Below are 16,253 nucleotides of genomic sequence, written 5' to 3'. Positions count from 1 at the left end.
TTGTGTCGGGCCAAAGGGAGCGGATTGGAAGCAGAAGGTCAAGGTGGGATGCAGGGCGCGTTCCTTACCCTCCCCTGGAGGGGGAGGGTCGATCGCGCGTAGCGCGAGCGGGGCGGGGTGATCTCTCAACACGGGCGGTGTCGGATGTGGAGAGACCGTCACCCCACCCCGTCTCACATTTCGCTACGCTCAATGTGAGCCGACCCTCCCCCTCCAGGGGAGGGTAAGAGAAGAGCGCCCGATCCGCTAAGTTCGGCGATGCTTCAGCGGCGTAGTCTCGGCTTCGCGCGATCCGTAGAGCTCGACATAGATTCGTTCGAGAACTGCTGTCAGGTCTCCTGTGATCTCCGAATTCCAAAACCGGATGACGCGGTAACCTTCGCGTTCGAGCCAACGTTGGCGGTCGAGGTCGCGTGCGGCCACGGCGTCTTCATTGTGGTGGCCGCCGTCGAGCTCGATGATGAGACGCTTGGCGGGGCAGAAGAAGTCGACGATGTATGGACCGATCGGCGCTTGACGGCGGAAGTGTGAGCCCTCGATCGGCAATTCCTTGAGGGCACGCCACAGGATCCGCTCATGTGGGGTTGTATTCGCCCTCAGCTTTTTCGCGGCGTTGCGTCGGATTGATGTTGACACCATGGCCCTGGCTTCACCCCATCCCGTCGTGCCCATCCAGGGGAGGGTAAGCGAGGCCCCTCATGCCGGCAACCAAAAGTCGCATCCCTGCATGGCCTGCAAGGCTATGACCATCTCGACCAAAATGCTAAACGCCATGCCGGGACAACGGGGCGGCATGACATTCACTTCCTTTCAGTTCGGCATCTTCGTCGCGGTCGTGTTCGGCGCCTATTACCTGGCCCCGCTGCGCCGTTTCCAGGTGCAGCTGCTGGTGCTCGCGAGCGTGTTCTTCTACGGTTTCGGCCAGCCCGAGCTGCTGCCGCTGCTGCTCGTCGCGGTGCTGGGCACTTACGTCTGCCTGGTGCTCGCGTTCGAGAATCGCGCCGTCTGGATGCCGGCCGGCATCGTCTTCAATCTCGGCCTGCTGGCCTTCTTCAAATACAAGTTCCTGTTCGTCGATTCCGGCGCAGCGCAGCTGACCGGCGCCGGGCCGATCGACTTCCTGCTGCGGCTGCCGCTACCGATCGGCATTTCGTTCTTCGTGTTCCACAACATCAGCCTGCTGGTCGACCTCACGCGCGAGAAGCGCACCGTGCGCCTGCGCGAAATGTTCCTCTACATTATCTTCTTCCCGCAGCTCGTGTCCGGGCCGATCACGCGTGCGGCGCAGTTCATGCCGCAGATCGTGCCGAAGCGGATCGGCGACGTCGCCTTCGTCGAGGCCGCGAAGTGGATTCTCGTCGGCTATTTCTTCAAGCTGTACGTGGCGAACAATCTCAACGAGATGACGTCCTACATGGACTTCCCGCTCTACGAGACGCTGCGCACGCAGGATCGCTGGCTGCTGGTGTTTCTCTACAGCTACCAGATCTACGCCGACTTCTTCGGCTACTCGGCGATTGCACTCGGGCTCGGGCTGTTGTTCGGCTATCGCCTGCCCGTGAACTTCAACCTGCCCTACATCTCGACGTCGTTCTCCGAGTTCTGGACGCGCTGGCACATCTCCCTGTCGACCTGGCTCAGGACGTATCTCTACATTCCCCTCGGCGGCAACCGGCATGGACGGGTGCGCACCTATCTCAACCTGATGATCGTGATGACGCTCGGCGGGCTCTGGCACGGCGCGAGCCTGAGCTACGCGCTGTGGGGCATGGCGCACGGGCTGCTGCTGGTCGTCGAGCGGCCGTTCCTGAAGCTCGTCAGCAATGACGCTCCGGCGCTGCGGGTGATCCGGATGGGCATCGTGTTCTTCTGCGTCACCATGCTCTGGATCTTCTTCAAGCTGCCGAACTTCGACCATGCGCTCGGCTACCTCCAGGGGATGTTCATCGCGACCGACGCGCCCAATCCGCCCAAGCTGTTCACCAATCTCGCTTTGCTCTACGCACTGCCGGTGATCCTCCAACATGCCGGCATCGGCGTGCTGGTCGCGGGCCGGTTGCGGCGATGGGAGCCATATCTCTATGGCGGGCTCGCGGCGCTGGCTCATCTCGAAGCCGGCCCCGACAGCGCCTTCATCTACTTCCAGTTTTGACGATGCAGCAGGTCTCGACGCTTTCATGGCTGGTCAGGTGCGCGGTGACCGCGGCCGCTCTGCTGCTGGCCTGCAGCCTGGCCACCCCACGCTACGGCTCGGGCCTGCAGCAGCCTGCCGTCACCACACGAGACGGTACAATCGTCACCCTCAACCGCTATGTTCAGGAGCCGACGCCCGACATCGTGCTGGTCGGCAGCTCGGTCACGTGGCGTCTCAAGGAAGAGTATTTCTCGCTTCCGCGCCTGCGCAATTTGGCGCTGGCCGGCGGCTCACCGGTGACCGGACTCGCAGTCGTCGCCGGGCAAGCGCGCCTGCCGAAGATCGTTCTGATCGAGACCAATGTGCTGTCGCGCGAAGCCGACGGCGCGCTGATCGAGAAATTTTCGCATGGCGCGGGCGCGGAGGCACTGCTGCTGCGGCCGGTGCGGACGGCGATCGCCGCCTATGAGACCTGGAATCATGCCGGCCCCGATGCCGCCCGGTCGCGCGCCGAGCAGGATCGCCTGCTCAGCCGCCCGCCTGGTACGTTCGACAACAAGGTCTATCTCGACCGCGCGCTGCAGCAGATGAATGACGGCGACCCGACCGCCCCGGCACGCGCGAATGTGGTCCGCATGCGGCAACTCATCGACGAGCTGCAGCGGCGCGGCGTTCGTGTCTTCCTGATCCACATTCCCTTCGCGCCGGAGATCGAGGGCTCGCGCATGGTCCGGACGACCGGCGAGATCGTCCACGAAGTCTTCCCCGATCGCAGCCTCTGGCTGCCGGTCGATCCGCCGGGGAGCGAGCTGCGCTGGGACGACGGGGTGCATCTCGACGAACGATCCTCCCTGATCGTCGCGCGCGCCATCGAAAGCGCACTCGCCGGGCGGCGCGACGCGCGCGGACCCTAGCCCTGCGAGCGGCGGCTACACCGCCGCCGTCGTCACACCACCATCGATCACGATGGTTTGCCCCGTCATGAAGCTCGACGCATCTGAGGCAAGATAGGCCACCGCGCCGGCGATCTCGTCGGGCTCGCCGATGCGGCGCAGCGGCGTGGTGGCGGTGCGGCGCTTGAGGTTGGCTTCGTCTTCCCACAGCGCGCGGGCGAAATCGGTCTTGACGAGGCCGGGCGCGATGCAGTTGACGCGGACGCCTTTCGGGCCCCATTCGCCGGCGAGCGAGCGGCACAGCGCGAAATCGGCGGCCTTGGAGATGCCGTAGGCGCCGATCACGGTGGAGCCGCGCAAGCCCCCGATCGAGGAAATGATGACGACGGAGCCGTTGCCGCGCTCGGCCATCTGCGGGATCGCCAGCGCGGAGAGCCAGATGTTGCTCTTGACGTTGGAGCCCATGATCTTGTCGAAGGCTTCGTCGGTGATGTCGAGCAGCGGGCCATAGTAAGGATTGACGGCGGCGTTGCAGACCAGGATGTCGATCTTGCCGTACTGCTTCGTGGCGCCCGCAATCAGCGCCTCGACCTCGGCCTTGCGCGCGATGTTGCAGGGAATGACGGTCGCCTCGCCGCCGGCCGCGATGATGCCGTCGACGACCTCCTGGCAGGCCTCGGCCTTGCGCGAGGAGACCACGACCTTGGCGCCGAGCTTCGCCAGCAGTTCGGCGGAGGAGCGGCCGATGCCGCGGCTCGAGCCGGTGACGATTGCGACCTTGCCGGTGAGATCGAACGGGGTGTTTTTCATTGTTCTGCTCTCTCTGGTCATTCCGGGGCGCGCGTAGCGCGAGCTATGGTGCGCAATTGCGCCCCTGAGAATCCATACTCCCGATCGTGGTTATGGATCCCGGGCTCGCGCTTCGCGCGCCCCGGGATGACAGTCATGGTATGCCTCAGATCAACCCGCCGCCATCCGCGACGCGGCGCTGGTGGTAGTCGGTGTCGCCGAACGAGTTCTCGATCATGGTGAGGCGCTTGAAGTAGTGGCCGATCTTCGCCTCCATGGTCATGCCGATGCCGCCATGCAGCTGGATCGCCTGCTGGCCCACGAACTTCAGCGACTTGCCGATCTGCACCTTGGCCGCGGCGATCGCGTTGGAGCGTTCCTTCGCGTCCTCGAAATCACCGGCCATGGTTGCGAACATCGACATCGATCTCGCCTGCTCGGCGGCGACGAACATGTCGGACGCCCGATGCTGCAGCGACTGGAACGAGCCGATCGCGACGCCGAACTGTTTTCGTGTCTTGATGTACTCGACAGTGGTCTTGAGCGACTCGTCCATCAGCCCGACCGCCTCGGCACAGAGCGCGATGCGGGCTTCGTCGACGACGCGCTCGATCAGCGCGAGCGAATCCTCGGGGTTGCCGAGCACGGCATCGGGGCCGATCTCGACGCCGGTGAGGGTGATGTCGGCGGCGTGCAGGCCGTCCTGGGTCGGGTAGGACTTCTTGGCGACGCCCTTGGCGTTGGCTGGGACCAGGAACACACCGATGCCGGACCTGTCACGCCGGTCGCCCTTGGTACGGGCGGTGACGATGAGGGTGTCGGCGTTCTCGCCGTTGAGCACGACGAACTTCTCGCCGTCGATGACCCATCCGTCGCCCTTCTTCTTCGCGGTGGTTGCGACGTCGAACAGATCGTAGCGTGAGTTCTTCTCGAGCTGGGCGAAGGCCAGCGTCTTGCTGCCGTCGATGATCCCCGGCACGTGCGCGGCCTTCTGCGCGTCGGTGCCGGCATGGCGCAGGAAGCCGCCCCCGATCACGACCGTGGCGAGATACGGCTCGAGCACCAGCGCCTTGCCGAGCGCCTCCATCACGATCATGGTCTCGACGCCGCCGCCGCCGAAGCCGCCATCGGCCTCTGCGAACGGCAGGCCGAGCAGGCCCTGCTCGGCGAGCTTGAGCCAGACCGCTTTGCTCCAGCCGCCCTTCTCCTTCATGTACTTCTTGCGGCTCTCGAAATCGTAGGAATCGGTCAGCAGGCCGTCGATGCTGTCCTTGAGAAGCCGCTGCTCCTCGTTCAGATCAAAATCCATTTCTCTCTCCAAAAATCGACGCAGCGCTTCTCGCCGGCCGTCGCCTCATCTTCAGACGTCATCCCCGCGAAGGCGGGGATCCAGTAAACGCAGCCGTCCGTCGTACTTACGACCGCCGCGGCGTACTGGGTCCCCCGCCTTCGCGGGGGACGACACCGTCTTTGTTGCGTCAAAGCCCCAGCACCGCCTTCGCGATGATGTTGCGCTGGATCTCGTTGGAGCCGCCGTAGATCGAGACCTTGCGGTTGTTGAAGTAGCTCGGCGCGATCTGGGCGGTCCAGTCCATGGCTTCGTTCGAGCCGTCGTCGCCGTGCGCGTCGTAGGGCGCGGCGAACGGGCCGATCACTTCCATCAGGAGCTCGGTAGTGGTCTGCTGGATCTCGGAGCCCTTGATCTTCAGCACGGACGACGCCGGATTGGGCTTGCCCTTGCCGTGCTTGCCCTCGTCGGCGACGACGCGCAGCTGGGTGAGTTCGAGCGCCTTCAGCTCGATCTCGCAGGCCGCCAGCTTCTCGCGGAACGCGGCGTCCTGGATGATCGGCTTGCCGCCGGATTCGACCTTGCCGGCGAGATCACGGATGCGACGCAGCCGCTCCTTGGAGACGCCGACGCGGGCGATGCCGGTGCGCTCGTTGCCGAGCAGGAATTTTGCGTAATCCCAGCCCTTGTTCTCCTCACCGATCAGATTCTCGTAGGGCACCTCGACGTCGTCGAAAAACACTTCGTTGACCTCGACGCCGCCGTCGATGGTCTGGATCGGGCGCACGGTGACGCCTTTCGACTTCATCGAGAACACGATGAAGGAGATGCCCATCTGCTTCTTGGCATTGTTGTCGGTGCGGCAGAGGCAGAAGATCATGTCGGCGTGCTGGGCCAAAGTGGTCCAGGTCTTCTGGCCGTTGATGATCCACTTGTCGCCCTTGCGCTCGGCCTTGGTCTTGAGCGAGGCGAGGTCGGAGCCGGAGCCGGGCTCGGAGAAGCCCTGACACCACCAATCGTCGACATTGGCGATCCGCGGCAGATACTGCTTCTTCTGCTCCTCATTGCCGAAGGTGTAGATGACGGGACCGACCATGCTGACGCCGAAGGCGAGCGGCTGCGGCGCCGGATAGGACTGCAGTTCCTCGTTGAAGATGTAGTGCTGCACGGAGGTCCAGCCGGTGCCGCCATATTGCTTGGGCCAGTGGCTGACGCCCCAGCCCTTCTTGTTGAGGATGCGCCACCAGGTCACCATCTCGTCCTTGCTGAGGTGGCGGCCCTCGACCATCTTGCGCCGGGTATCCGGCGGCACGTTGTCGCGGAAGAACTGCCGCACTTCCTCGCGAAACGCCTGCTCTTCCTTCGTGAATGCGAGATCCATCGGATCCTCCTGTGAGCGAATCTTGTTTTCAACGAATTCCGCCGTCATTCCGGGATGCGCCGCAAGGCGCAGGCCCGGAATCCATATCCCCGACTGGTGGTTATGGATTCCGGGCTCGCCGCTTCGCGGCGCCCCGGAATGACAGAAACATTTACTGCAACACCTCGAACAAGCCGGCCGCGCCCATGCCGCCGCCGACGCACATGGTGACGACCGCGTACTTGGCCTTGCGGCGGCGCCCCTCGATCAAGGCGTGGCCGGTGAGGCGCGCGCCCGACATGCCGTAGGGATGGCCGACCGCGATCGCGCCGCCGTCGACATTGATCTTGTCGGGGTCGATGCCGAGCTTGTCGCGGCAATAGAGCACCTGCACCGCGAAGGCTTCGTTGAGCTCCCACAGGCCGATGTCGTCGACGGTGAGGCCGTGGCGCTTGAGGAGGCGCGGCACGGCAAAGACCGGACCGATGCCCATCTCGTCCGGCTCGCAACCGGCGGAGACGAAGCCACGGAAGATGCCGAGCGGCTTGAGGCCGCGCTTTGAAGCTTCCTTGTCGCTCATGATCACGCTGGCGCTGGCGCCATCCGAGAGCTGGCTGGCATTGCCGGCGGTGATGCTGAAACCCTCGCCGCGGACAGCCTTGAGGCCGGCGAGACCTTCGAGCGTGGTTTCGGGGCGCGGGCCCTCGTCCTGCGACAGCGTTACCTCTTTCATCGACACCGCGCCGGTCGCCTTGTCGGTGACCGCCATCTGCGTCGTGATCGGCGCGATCTCGTCCTTGAACTTGCCGCCCTGCTGGGCAGCCGCCGTGCGGCGCTGGCTCTCCAGCGAATACTCGTCCTGCTTCTCGCGCGAGATGCCGTAGCGCTTGGCGACGACTTCGGCCGTGTCGATCATGGGCATGTAGACCTCGCCCTTGATCTTGAGCAGCGCGGGGTCCTGCGCGTGAAAAACGTTCATCTTGTCGTTCTGCACGAGCGAGATGGACTCGCCGCCGCCGCCGACCGCGATCTCGACGCCGTCGAAGATCACCGAGCGCGCGGCCAGCGCAATGGCCTGCAGGCCGGAGGCGCATTGCCGGTCGATGGTGGTGCCGGCGACGGTCACGGGAAGGCCGGCGCGGAGCAACGCCTTGCGCGCGATGTTGCCGCCGGTCGCGCCTTGCTGCAGCGCGGCGCCCATCACAACGTCCTCGATCTCCTTCGGATCGACTTTCGCGCGCGCGACGGCTTCGCCGATGGCGTGGCCGAGCAGGGTTGCGCCCTCGGTGGCGTTGAGCGCGCCGCGATAGGCCTTGCCGATCGGGGTGCGGGCGGTGGAAACGATGACGGCGTCGGTCAAGAGCGACCTCCTGATATGGCTTGAGTGGATTGTGACGGTTTCTGCTGCTGGCGCAATTCGTGGCGCGACAATTTTCCGACCGGCGTGCGCGGCAAATCGTCGACGAACTCGACCTCGGCCGGCAGCTCGTGCTTGCCGACCTTGCCGGCGAGCTGCGCGCGCAGCTCGTCGAGCGAGAACGGCTTTGCGCCGGGCTTCAGCTTGATGAAGGCCTTGGCGGCCTCGCCCCGATACTGGTCGGGAATGCCGAGCACGATCACCTCGTGCACGCCTGCAATCGTGTAGATCGCCTGCTCGATCATCTGCGGATAGACGTTGAAGCCGCCGGAGATGATCATGTCCTTCTTGCGATCGACCAGGAAGAAATAGCCGTCGGCGTCGACATAGCCGATGTCGCCGGTGAGGAAGCGGCCGTCGACGAAGGCATCAGTAGAACCCTCCGGCCTGTTCCAATAGCCCTTGGTGACGTTCGGGCCCTTGATGCGGATCTCGCCGACTTCGCCTGATGGCAACACCTTCGTGGGATCGTCGAGCGCGACGACGTCGAGCTCGATGCCGGGCAGCATCAGGCCGATCGAGCCCGGCTTCTCGGGGCCTGTGGGCGGATGGCCGGTGCCGGGCGAGCAGGTCTCGGTCATGCCCCAGCCGCTGCGCAGCTTCTTGCCGACCTTGCGCTCGAAGAAGTTCGCGATCTCCACCGGCAGCGGCGCGCCGCCGGATCCGATGGTGGCGAGCGAGGAAAAGTCGCGCTTGTCCAGATCAGGCAGCGCCGCGATCGCAATCCACATCGTCGGCACGCCCGGAAAATACGTCGCGCGCTTGACCTCGATGTCGCGCATCACGGCTTCGACGTCGAAGCGCTGATGTAGCGAAATCAAATTGCCGCGGCTGAGCGAGGACAAGAGCACGACGGTCAGCGCGTAGATGTGAAACAGCGGCAGCACACAGATAACGCGCTCGATCGTATCGCCGCGTGCCGCGCGCGACGGCTTGCCCCAGATGTCGTAGATCGACACCGCGGCGGTGAGATTGCCGTGCGTGAGCATGGCGCCCTTGGGCAGGCCGGTGGTGCCGCCGGTATATTGGAGCAGCGCGACGTCGTCGGCCGTGACCGACGGCCATTGCGCGGGCGCTGTGGCACCTTCGACGAAGGCCTTGAAGGTGACGATGCGGGGGTCGTCGGGGATCGCCGCCTGCGGCGTGCCGACCTTGCCCCAATCATCGTCCTCGCAGACGACGAGACGGTCGATCAGCCCCTTTTCAAGGAACTTCAGCGCGGTCGGCAGCAGGGCCTGGAGGTTCGAGGTGACGAGCAGGCGCGAGCCGGAATCCGAGACCTTGTGGGTCAGCGCGATCTCGCCGTCGAGCGGCGACAGATGCGCGACGCGGGCCCCCGCCTTCAACGCGCCGAAGAAATTGACGGGGTGATCGGGCGTGTTGCCGAGGAACAGCGCGACCGACGTGCCCTTGCCGCAACCGGCGCGCAGGAACGCAGCCGCCGCGCGCTCGGCCCGAGCTGCGAGCTCGGTGTAGGTGATCGGGCGATCGCGAAACTCGAGTGCGGTGCGCGGTCCGTAGTCGGCGGCCGACTTCGACAGCAGATCAGGCAGCGAGCCCTGGACGATAGTGTCGTCCCAACGCACGCCCTCGGGGTAAAACTGTTCGCCGGGATGGGTCATTTTCTTGATTGTTTGAGCGTGCAACTAACACAAACCGTCATTCCAGGGCGCGACAAAGTCGCGAGCCCGGAATCCATAACCACCAGCTGGGATTATGGAGTCCGGGCCTGCGCCTTGCGGCGCATCCCGGAATGACGAGGGTTGAGACGAAGCGGCCATCAAGCCGCCTTCGACGCCGCCGCGAGCGAAGCGAACGTCTTGCCTTCGGCCGCGAGCTTCTTCAGCAGCGGCGCCGGCTCGAGGCTGGGATCGTTGGTCTCCTTGGCGTAGAAGGCGAGGCGATCGGCGATGTGCTTGAGGCCGACGCTGTCGGCCCAGAACATCGGGCCGCCGCGGTAGATCGGCCAGCCATAGCCGTAGAGCCAGACCACGTCGATGTCGGAGGGACGCGCGGCAATGCCCTCTTCGAGGATCTTCGCGCCCTCGTTGATCATCGGATACATCATGCGCTCGAGGATCTCGTCGTCGCTGACGACGCGCTTCTTGCGGCCGAGACGGGCAAGCGTCTCGTCGATCAGCTTCTCGACCTCCGGATCGGGCAGCGCCGAGCGGCTGCCTGCTTCGTACTTGTAGTAGCCCTTGCCGGTCTTCTGGCCGAAACGGCCGGCTTCGCACAGCGCGTCCGCGATCTCCGACTTGATGCCGCGGTCCTTGCGCGAGCGCCAGCCGATGTCGAGGCCGGCGAGGTCGCCCATCGCGAACGGACCCATCGGCATGCCGAACTTGGTGACGACGGCATCGACCTGCTGCGGCAACGCGCCTTCGAACAAGAGCTTTTCCGACTGCTTGCCGCGCTGGGCCAGCATGCGGTTGCCCACAAAACCATCGCAGACGCCGACCACAGCCGGCACCTTCGCGATCTTGCGGGCGATGTTCACCGCGGTGACCAGCGCATCCGGCGCGGTCTTGTCGGCGCGCACGATCTCGCACAGCTTCATGACGTTGGCCGGCGAGAAGAAGTGCATGCCGAGCACGTCCTGCGGACGCTTGGTCGACTTCGCGATCTCGTCGATGTTGAGATAGGACGTATTGGAGGCGAGCACGGCGCCGGGCTTGACGTACTGGTCGAGCTTGCCGAACACCTCCTTCTTCACCGCCATGGTCTCGAACACGGCTTCGATGACGAGGTCGGCATCGCCGACGTTCTCGATGCCGACGACGCCGTTGATCAGCGCCATGCGCTTGGCGGGCGCGTCGGCCGGGATGCCGCCGCGCGCCGCGGTCGCTTCCCAGTTCTTCTGCATGATGCCCATGCCACGCTTGAGCTGCTCCTCGCCGGTCTCGATCAGGGTGACGGGAATGCCGGCATTGGCAAAGGACATCGCGATGCCGCCGCCCATGGTGCCGGCGCCGAGGATGGCGACGCGGTTCACGGGACGAGGCTTGGTGCCCTCGGGGACGCCCGCAATCTTGGCGGCCTCACGCTCGGCGAAGAAGGCATAACGCTGCGCCTTGGACTGATCGCTGGCGACGAGCTTGAGGAAACCCTCGCGCTCCTTCTTCAGACCTTCGTCGAAGGGTAGGTCAATGGCGTAGCCGACGGCGTCGGCGGCGGCGAACGGCGCTTCCAGACCGCGCGACTTCTTGGTCATGGCGGCGACCGCATTGGTGAAGATCGAGCGGTCGGCCTTGGCGGCAGCGATCTTGGAATCGTCGTCGCGCAGGCGGCGCAGCGGGCGCTTCTCGGCGAGCAGTTTGCGCACGAAAGCCTCGCCGCCTGAAGCCGGGCCCTCGACGATCTCCTCGATCAGGCCGGTCTTGAGGGCTTCCGCCGCACCGATCGGATCACCGCCGACGATCATCTTGACGGCGAGCTCGGGACCCACCGCGCGCGGCAGACGCTGGGTGCCGCCGGCGCCGGGCAGGAGACCGAGCTTCACCTCAGGCAGACCGAGCTTTGCCTCTTTAACAGCCACGCGGAAATGACAGGCCAGCGCGACCTCGAGGCCGCCGCCGAGCGCGGTACCGTGGATCGCGGCCACGATCGGCTTCGGCGAATTCTCCATCTCGGCCAGCACTTCGTTGAGGCCGGGCGGCTTCGGCGGCTTGCCGAATTCAGTGATGTCGGCGCCGGCGATGAAGGTGCGGCCGGCACAGGTCAGCACGATGCCCTTGATGGCGGGATCGGCGATTGCGGCCTTGATGCACTCCAGGATGCCACCGCGGACTGCGGCACTCAGAGCATTGACCGGAGGGCTGTCGACCGTGACGATCCCGACCTCGTCATGACGCTCAAGCTTGACCACTTCGCTCACGGTGTTCCCTCCTTGGTGGGGATTTACTTTTGTTCGATTTCGCGGTGCGGAATTTAATTCCGCATCTTGACGGCAGGGTTATTTTGAAGCACGTGGCTTGTCAACGACTCCGCGCAAGAAGCAGATCAGGGATGAAGCGTACAGGAAAGAAGACCGCGACCGATCGGAATTTCGTCGTCGCGCTCTCCCGCGGACTGGACGTATTGCGCGCATTCCACCCCAATGACGGCCTTCTCGGCAACCAGGAGATTGCGGCTCGGACCAATCTGCCGAAGCCGACCGTGTCGCGGCTGACCTACACCTTGACCAAGCTCGGCTATCTTGCCCCGGTTCCCCGCTTCGAGAAGTACCAGCTCACACCTGCGGCGATGTCGCTCGGCTACGCCGCGCTCGCCAATCTCGGCGTTCGGCATTTGTCCGAGCCGTTCCGCGAGGACGTGATGCGCGCGACCGGCGGCGCCGTCGCCGTCGGCGGCCGCGACCGTCACAGCATGATCTATTTCGGGCAAAGCCGCGGCAGCGAGACCGTCGGGGTTCAACTTGACGTCGGCGCCCGCGTGCCGATTGCAACCAGTGCGATGGGCCGTGCCTATTTCTGGGCGCTCGACGACACGGACCGCGCAGAGCTGTCGCGCCTGTTGCGCGAACATTACGGCAGCCGCTGGCCCAAGATGCGCGACGGACTGGAACGTTCCGGCGAGACCGTGGCGAAACACGGTTTTGCGATCTCCGTCGGCGACTGGCACGACGACATCGGCGCCGCCGGCGTCGCACTCAGGCTCAACGACGGAACCGGTCCGTACGCATTCAATTGCGGCGCGCCCGCATTCCGCTTCACGGAAGAGCGTTTGATCAACGACATTGGACCGCGTCTGCTAGCGATGGTAAGGAACATCGAAGCGGCACTCGGGGGTCTGATGCCGCATTCCAAAAAAGACGTCAGCAAAAAGCTGAAATCAGGAGGGAAACTTGCTCGTGTGGCCGAGGGGATCAGATAGCCTTTGTCATCATCGGGAGCGGTTCGCATCGCTCCTTCGCTCACTGAACGACGTGAGCGAGACGAGATGACGCAGGCACAGCTCGCGCAGGGGACATCGCCCCTGCTCGCGGTTCGCGACGTCAGCGTCGTGTTCGGCGGCATCATCGCGCTCAACGGCGTGTCCTTCGACATGCAGAAGGGCCAGATCCTAGGCTTGATCGGCCCCAACGGCGCCGGCAAGACGACGCTCTTCAACTGCCTGTCCCGGCTCTATCAGCCGTCGTCCGGCGACATCCTGATGGAAGGTGCGAGCATCCTGTCGCGGCCGCCGCACCGGATCGCCGAGATCGGCATCGGCCGCACCTTCCAGAACGTGGCGCTGTTCCCGAACCTCTCGGTGATGGACAATGTCCGCGTCGGAACCCACGCCCGAACCTCCAGCGACATCATCAGCGACTCGCTGCGCCTGGCCTGGATCCGCCGCAGCGAGAGCGACGTGAACAAGAAGGTGCACGAGATCCTCGCCTATCTCGACCTCGAGGACGTCGCCCACACCGTCGTGTCCGGCCTGCCCTTCGGCACGCAGAAGCGCGTCGAGCTGGCGCGCGCGCTCGCGGCGGACCCGAAGATCCTGTTGCTCGACGAACCCGCCGGCGGCCTTAACCACGAGGAAGTCTACGTGCTCGGCGACCTCATCCGCAAAATCCGCAGCGAGCGCCACATGACGGTGCTGCTGGTCGAGCATCACATGGGCCTCGTGATGTCGATCGCCGACCACGTCGTCGCACTGAATTTCGGCAAGAAGCTCGCGGAGGGCACCCCTAGCCAGGTGCAGGCGGACCCCGACGTCATCAAGGCCTATCTCGGGAGCAAAGACCAATGACGACATTGCTCAACGTCAAGGACCTGCGCGCCTATTACGGCCAGGTCCAGGCGCTCCATGGCCTGTCCTTCTCGCTCAACGAGGGCTCGCTCGTGACGCTGCTCGGAGCCAACGGCGCCGGCAAGACCACCACGCTGCGCGCGATCTGCAACATGGTGCGCTCCACCGGCGGCATCGAGTTCGACGGCAAGCCGCTGAACAACCGCTCCACCGAGAGCATCGTGCGTTTCGGCATCGCCCACGTGCCGCAGGGCCGCGGCACCTTCACCACCATGACGGTGGAGGAAAACCTCCAGCTCGGCGCCATCACCCGCAAGGACAGCGCCGGGATCGTCTCCGACATCGAGCGTATGTACGCGCATTTCCCGGTGCTGAAGCAGCGCCACACCCAGCAGGCCGGCACGCTTTCCGGCGGCGAGCAGCAGATGCTCGCGGTCGCCCGCGCCCTGATGCTGCGACCGCGCCTGATGCTGCTGGACGAGCCCTCCTTCGGCCTCGCGCCGCTGGTGGTGCGCGACCTGTTCGGCATCCTCGGCAAGATCAACCGCGAGGACAAGGTCTCGATCCTGGTGGTCGAGCAGAACGCCCAGCTCGCGCTCGAGCTCGCCGACCAGGCCTATGTGATCGAGACCGGCCGCATCGTGATGTCGGGCAACGCCAAGGACATCGCGAACAACGAAGAAATCCGCAAATCCTATCTGGGTTACTGAGGGAGCCGGGACAAATGGAGCTTTTCACCAACCAGGTCCTGGCTGGAATCGCCACCGGTGCCATTTACGCCTGCATGGCGCTGGCCGTGGTGATGATCTACCAGGCCATCGACCATCTCAACTTCGCGCAAGGCGAGATGGCGATGTTTGCGACTTTCGTCTCATGGCAGCTGATGCAGTGGGGCGTGCCCTATTGGGCTTCGTTCGTGATCACGCTGGCCTTCGCCTTCGTCGGCGGCGTCGCGATCGAGCGTATCCTGTTCAAGCCGCTCGCCAAGGCGCCGGTGCTGACCAATGTCGCCGGCTTCATCGCGCTGTTCGCGATCATCAACTCCTCGGCCGGCCTGATCTGGGACTTCACCATCAAGCAATACCCGACCCCGTTCGGCTCCTCGCCGTTCCTCGGCAGCCAGTTGATCTCGACCCACCAGGCCGGCATGATCGGCGTCACGGTGCTGCTGCTGATCGCGCTGTACTTCTTCTTCCAGTACACGCGGATCGGCCTCGCCATGCGGGCCGCCGCTTCGGTGCCTGAATCCGCCCGCCTCGTCGGCATCAACACCTCCTGGATGATCGCGCTCGGCTGGGGCATGGCCTCGGCGATCGGCGCCATCGCCGGCATGCTGATCGCGCCGGTCGTGTTCCTGGAGCCCAACATGATGGGCGGCGTTCTGATCTACGGTTTTGCAGCCGCCGTGCTCGGCGGATTGACCAGCCCGTTCGGCGCCGTCGTCGGCGGCTTCCTCATGGGCATCTTCGAGAACCTCGCCGGCACCTACATCCCAGGCGTCGGCAACGAGTTGAAACTCCCGATCGCGCTCGCGCTGATCATCTCCGTCCTGGTCGTCAAACCCGCTGGCCTGTTCGGCCGGCACATCGTCAAGCGAGTTTGATCATGAGCGCAGCAGAAGAAGTCGTTGCCGAAGGCCACCAGGCGGTCGAGGCCGTTCCGAAGCGGGCCATGACGCTGGGCACCGGCACCTCGCTGGTGGTGCTGGCGGCGCTGTTGATCGTGCCGCTGCTCGTCAAGAACTTCATCATCTTCCAGATGACGATGCTCCTGATCTACGGGCTCGCCGTGCTGGCGCTGAACATCCTGACCGGCGGCTCAGGCCAGTTCTCGCTCGGCCAGAGCGCGTTCTACGCCGTCGGCGCCTATACGTCGGCGGTGCTGATGGAGTACTTCAACGTCAACTATGCCCTGACAATTCCGGTTTCCGCCGTGGTCTGCTTCGGATTCGGTTACCTGTTCGGCAAGCCGGCGCTGCGGCTGTCGGGCGTCTATCTCGCGCTCGCGACGTTCGCGCTTGCCACCGCGATGCCGCAGTTGCTGAAGCTGAACTTCCTCGAGCACTGGACCGGCGGTGTGCAGGGCCTCGTCGTCACCAAGCCGGACGCGCCGTTCGGGCTGCCCATGTCGCAGGACATGTGGCTGTATTACTTCACGCTGGTCGTGACGATCGCGATCTACATCTTCGCGGTGAACCTGCTGCGCTCCCGCTCGGGCCGCGCCTTCATGGCGATCCGCGACAACGAGATCGCGGCATCGGCCATGGGCGTCGACGTCGCCCTCTACAAGACGCTCGCCTTTGGCGTCTCCGCCGCCGTCACCGGCGTAGCCGGCTCGCTCGGCGCCATTGCCGTGCAGTTCGTGGCGCCCGACAGCTACACCATCACGCTCGCGATCTCGCTGTTCCTCGGCATGGTGGTCGGCGGCGTCGGCTGGCTGCCCGGCTCGTTCGTCGGTGCGGCCTTCATCATCTTCGTGCCGAACATGGCGGAGAGCATCTCCAAGGGCCTGTCCGGCGCCGTGTTCGGCGTGCTGTTGTTCCTCGTCATCTACCTCGTGCCGCACGGCGCAAGGCAGATCGCGATAATGGGCCAGCAACTCGCCGGCAAGCTCAGAAGAAACTGAAAACCTGT

14 protein-coding genes are annotated in these 16,253 nt (G+C 64.7%); 7 read left to right on the top strand and 7 right to left on the bottom strand.

From position 1 onward, the window contains the following. Window positions 1-246: 246 nt before the first annotated feature. A complete protein-coding gene (locus tag IVB24_RS06960) occupies window positions 247-672 on the bottom strand; it encodes an endonuclease domain-containing protein (RefSeq protein WP_244642671.1) in 426 nt (141 codons plus the stop codon). 121 nt (window positions 673-793) lie between these two features. Here IVB24_RS06960 and IVB24_RS06955 point away from each other — a divergent pair, with 121 nt between their 5' ends. Beyond that, window positions 794-2,152 (top strand): MBOAT family O-acyltransferase, encoded by a 1,359-nt coding sequence (locus IVB24_RS06955; RefSeq protein WP_247772519.1) that lies wholly within the window; start codon window positions 794-796, stop codon window positions 2,150-2,152. Window positions 2,153-2,196: 44 nt separating this feature from the next. Then, window positions 2,197-3,048 carry a hypothetical protein gene (locus tag IVB24_RS06950; RefSeq protein WP_247772518.1) on the top strand — a complete coding sequence of 284 codons (852 nt, stop codon included), beginning with the start codon at window positions 2,197-2,199 and terminating at the stop codon, window positions 3,046-3,048. A 15-nt stretch (window positions 3,049-3,063) separates the two neighbouring features. On the opposite strand, the gene IVB24_RS06945 is transcribed toward IVB24_RS06950, so the two are convergent. From IVB24_RS06945 to IVB24_RS06920, 6 genes are all read right to left on the bottom strand, one after another. Beyond that, a complete protein-coding gene (locus tag IVB24_RS06945) occupies window positions 3,064-3,837 on the bottom strand; it encodes a glucose 1-dehydrogenase (RefSeq protein WP_166476222.1) in 774 nt (257 codons plus the stop codon). A gap of 145 nt (window positions 3,838-3,982) precedes the next feature. Continuing rightward, the gene (gene pimD / locus IVB24_RS06940) at window positions 3,983-5,125 is read right to left on the bottom strand and encodes a pimeloyl-CoA dehydrogenase small subunit (protein ID WP_247772517.1); all 1,143 of its coding nucleotides are present in this window, start codon (window positions 5,123-5,125) and stop codon (window positions 3,983-3,985) included. 169 nt (window positions 5,126-5,294) lie between these two features. Then, window positions 5,295-6,485, bottom strand: coding sequence for a pimeloyl-CoA dehydrogenase large subunit (gene pimC, locus IVB24_RS06935; protein ID WP_140481275.1), 1,191 nt, complete (start codon window positions 6,483-6,485; stop codon window positions 5,295-5,297). Window positions 6,486-6,636: 151 nt separating this feature from the next. Continuing rightward, complete coding sequence (locus tag IVB24_RS06930; protein WP_247772516.1) at window positions 6,637-7,824, bottom strand: acetyl-CoA C-acyltransferase; 1,188 nt, start codon at window positions 7,822-7,824, stop codon at window positions 6,637-6,639. Then, window positions 7,821-9,503 carry a dicarboxylate--CoA ligase PimA gene (gene pimA / locus IVB24_RS06925; protein WP_247772515.1) on the bottom strand — a complete coding sequence of 561 codons (1,683 nt, stop codon included), beginning with the start codon at window positions 9,501-9,503 and terminating at the stop codon, window positions 7,821-7,823. Before pimA ends, IVB24_RS06930 begins: the two co-directional genes overlap by 4 nt. Window positions 9,504-9,661: 158 nt before the next feature. Next, a complete protein-coding gene (locus tag IVB24_RS06920) occupies window positions 9,662-11,758 on the bottom strand; it encodes a 3-hydroxyacyl-CoA dehydrogenase NAD-binding domain-containing protein (RefSeq protein ID WP_094976693.1) in 2,097 nt (698 codons plus the stop codon). A 131-nt stretch (window positions 11,759-11,889) separates the two neighbouring features. Here IVB24_RS06920 and IVB24_RS06915 point away from each other — a divergent pair, with 131 nt between their 5' ends. The 5 genes from IVB24_RS06915 to IVB24_RS06895 all read left to right on the top strand — a co-directional run bounded on the left by IVB24_RS06915 (window position 11,890) and on the right by IVB24_RS06895 (window position 16,245). Continuing rightward, entirely contained in the window at window positions 11,890-12,756 is an 867-nt protein-coding gene (locus tag IVB24_RS06915; RefSeq protein WP_162308938.1) for an IclR family transcriptional regulator, read from the top strand. 66 nt (window positions 12,757-12,822) lie between these two features. After that, window positions 12,823-13,620 (top strand): ABC transporter ATP-binding protein, encoded by a 798-nt coding sequence (locus IVB24_RS06910; RefSeq protein ID WP_094976692.1) that lies wholly within the window; start codon window positions 12,823-12,825, stop codon window positions 13,618-13,620. After that, window positions 13,617-14,330, top strand: a complete 714-nt coding sequence (locus IVB24_RS06905; RefSeq protein ID WP_018318824.1) for an ABC transporter ATP-binding protein — start codon at window positions 13,617-13,619, stop codon at window positions 14,328-14,330. Before IVB24_RS06910 ends, IVB24_RS06905 begins: the two co-directional genes overlap by 4 nt. 14 nt (window positions 14,331-14,344) lie before the next feature. Next, window positions 14,345-15,223 (top strand): branched-chain amino acid ABC transporter permease, encoded by an 879-nt coding sequence (locus tag IVB24_RS06900; protein ID WP_094976690.1) that lies wholly within the window; start codon window positions 14,345-14,347, stop codon window positions 15,221-15,223. 2 nt (window positions 15,224-15,225) lie between these two features. Next, a complete protein-coding gene (locus IVB24_RS06895; RefSeq protein WP_094976689.1) occupies window positions 15,226-16,245 on the top strand; it encodes a branched-chain amino acid ABC transporter permease in 1,020 nt (339 codons plus the stop codon). The last annotated feature ends 8 nt before the right edge of the window (window positions 16,246-16,253 follow it).

The sequence above is a fragment of the Bradyrhizobium sp. 192 genome, from assembly GCF_023100965.1.
In the GTDB taxonomy this organism is placed as follows: Bacteria; Pseudomonadota; Alphaproteobacteria; order Rhizobiales; family Xanthobacteraceae; genus Bradyrhizobium; species Bradyrhizobium symbiodeficiens.
Note: the sequence above shows the minus strand (reverse complement) of the source record. Positions and strands in the feature narration are given on the sequence as shown.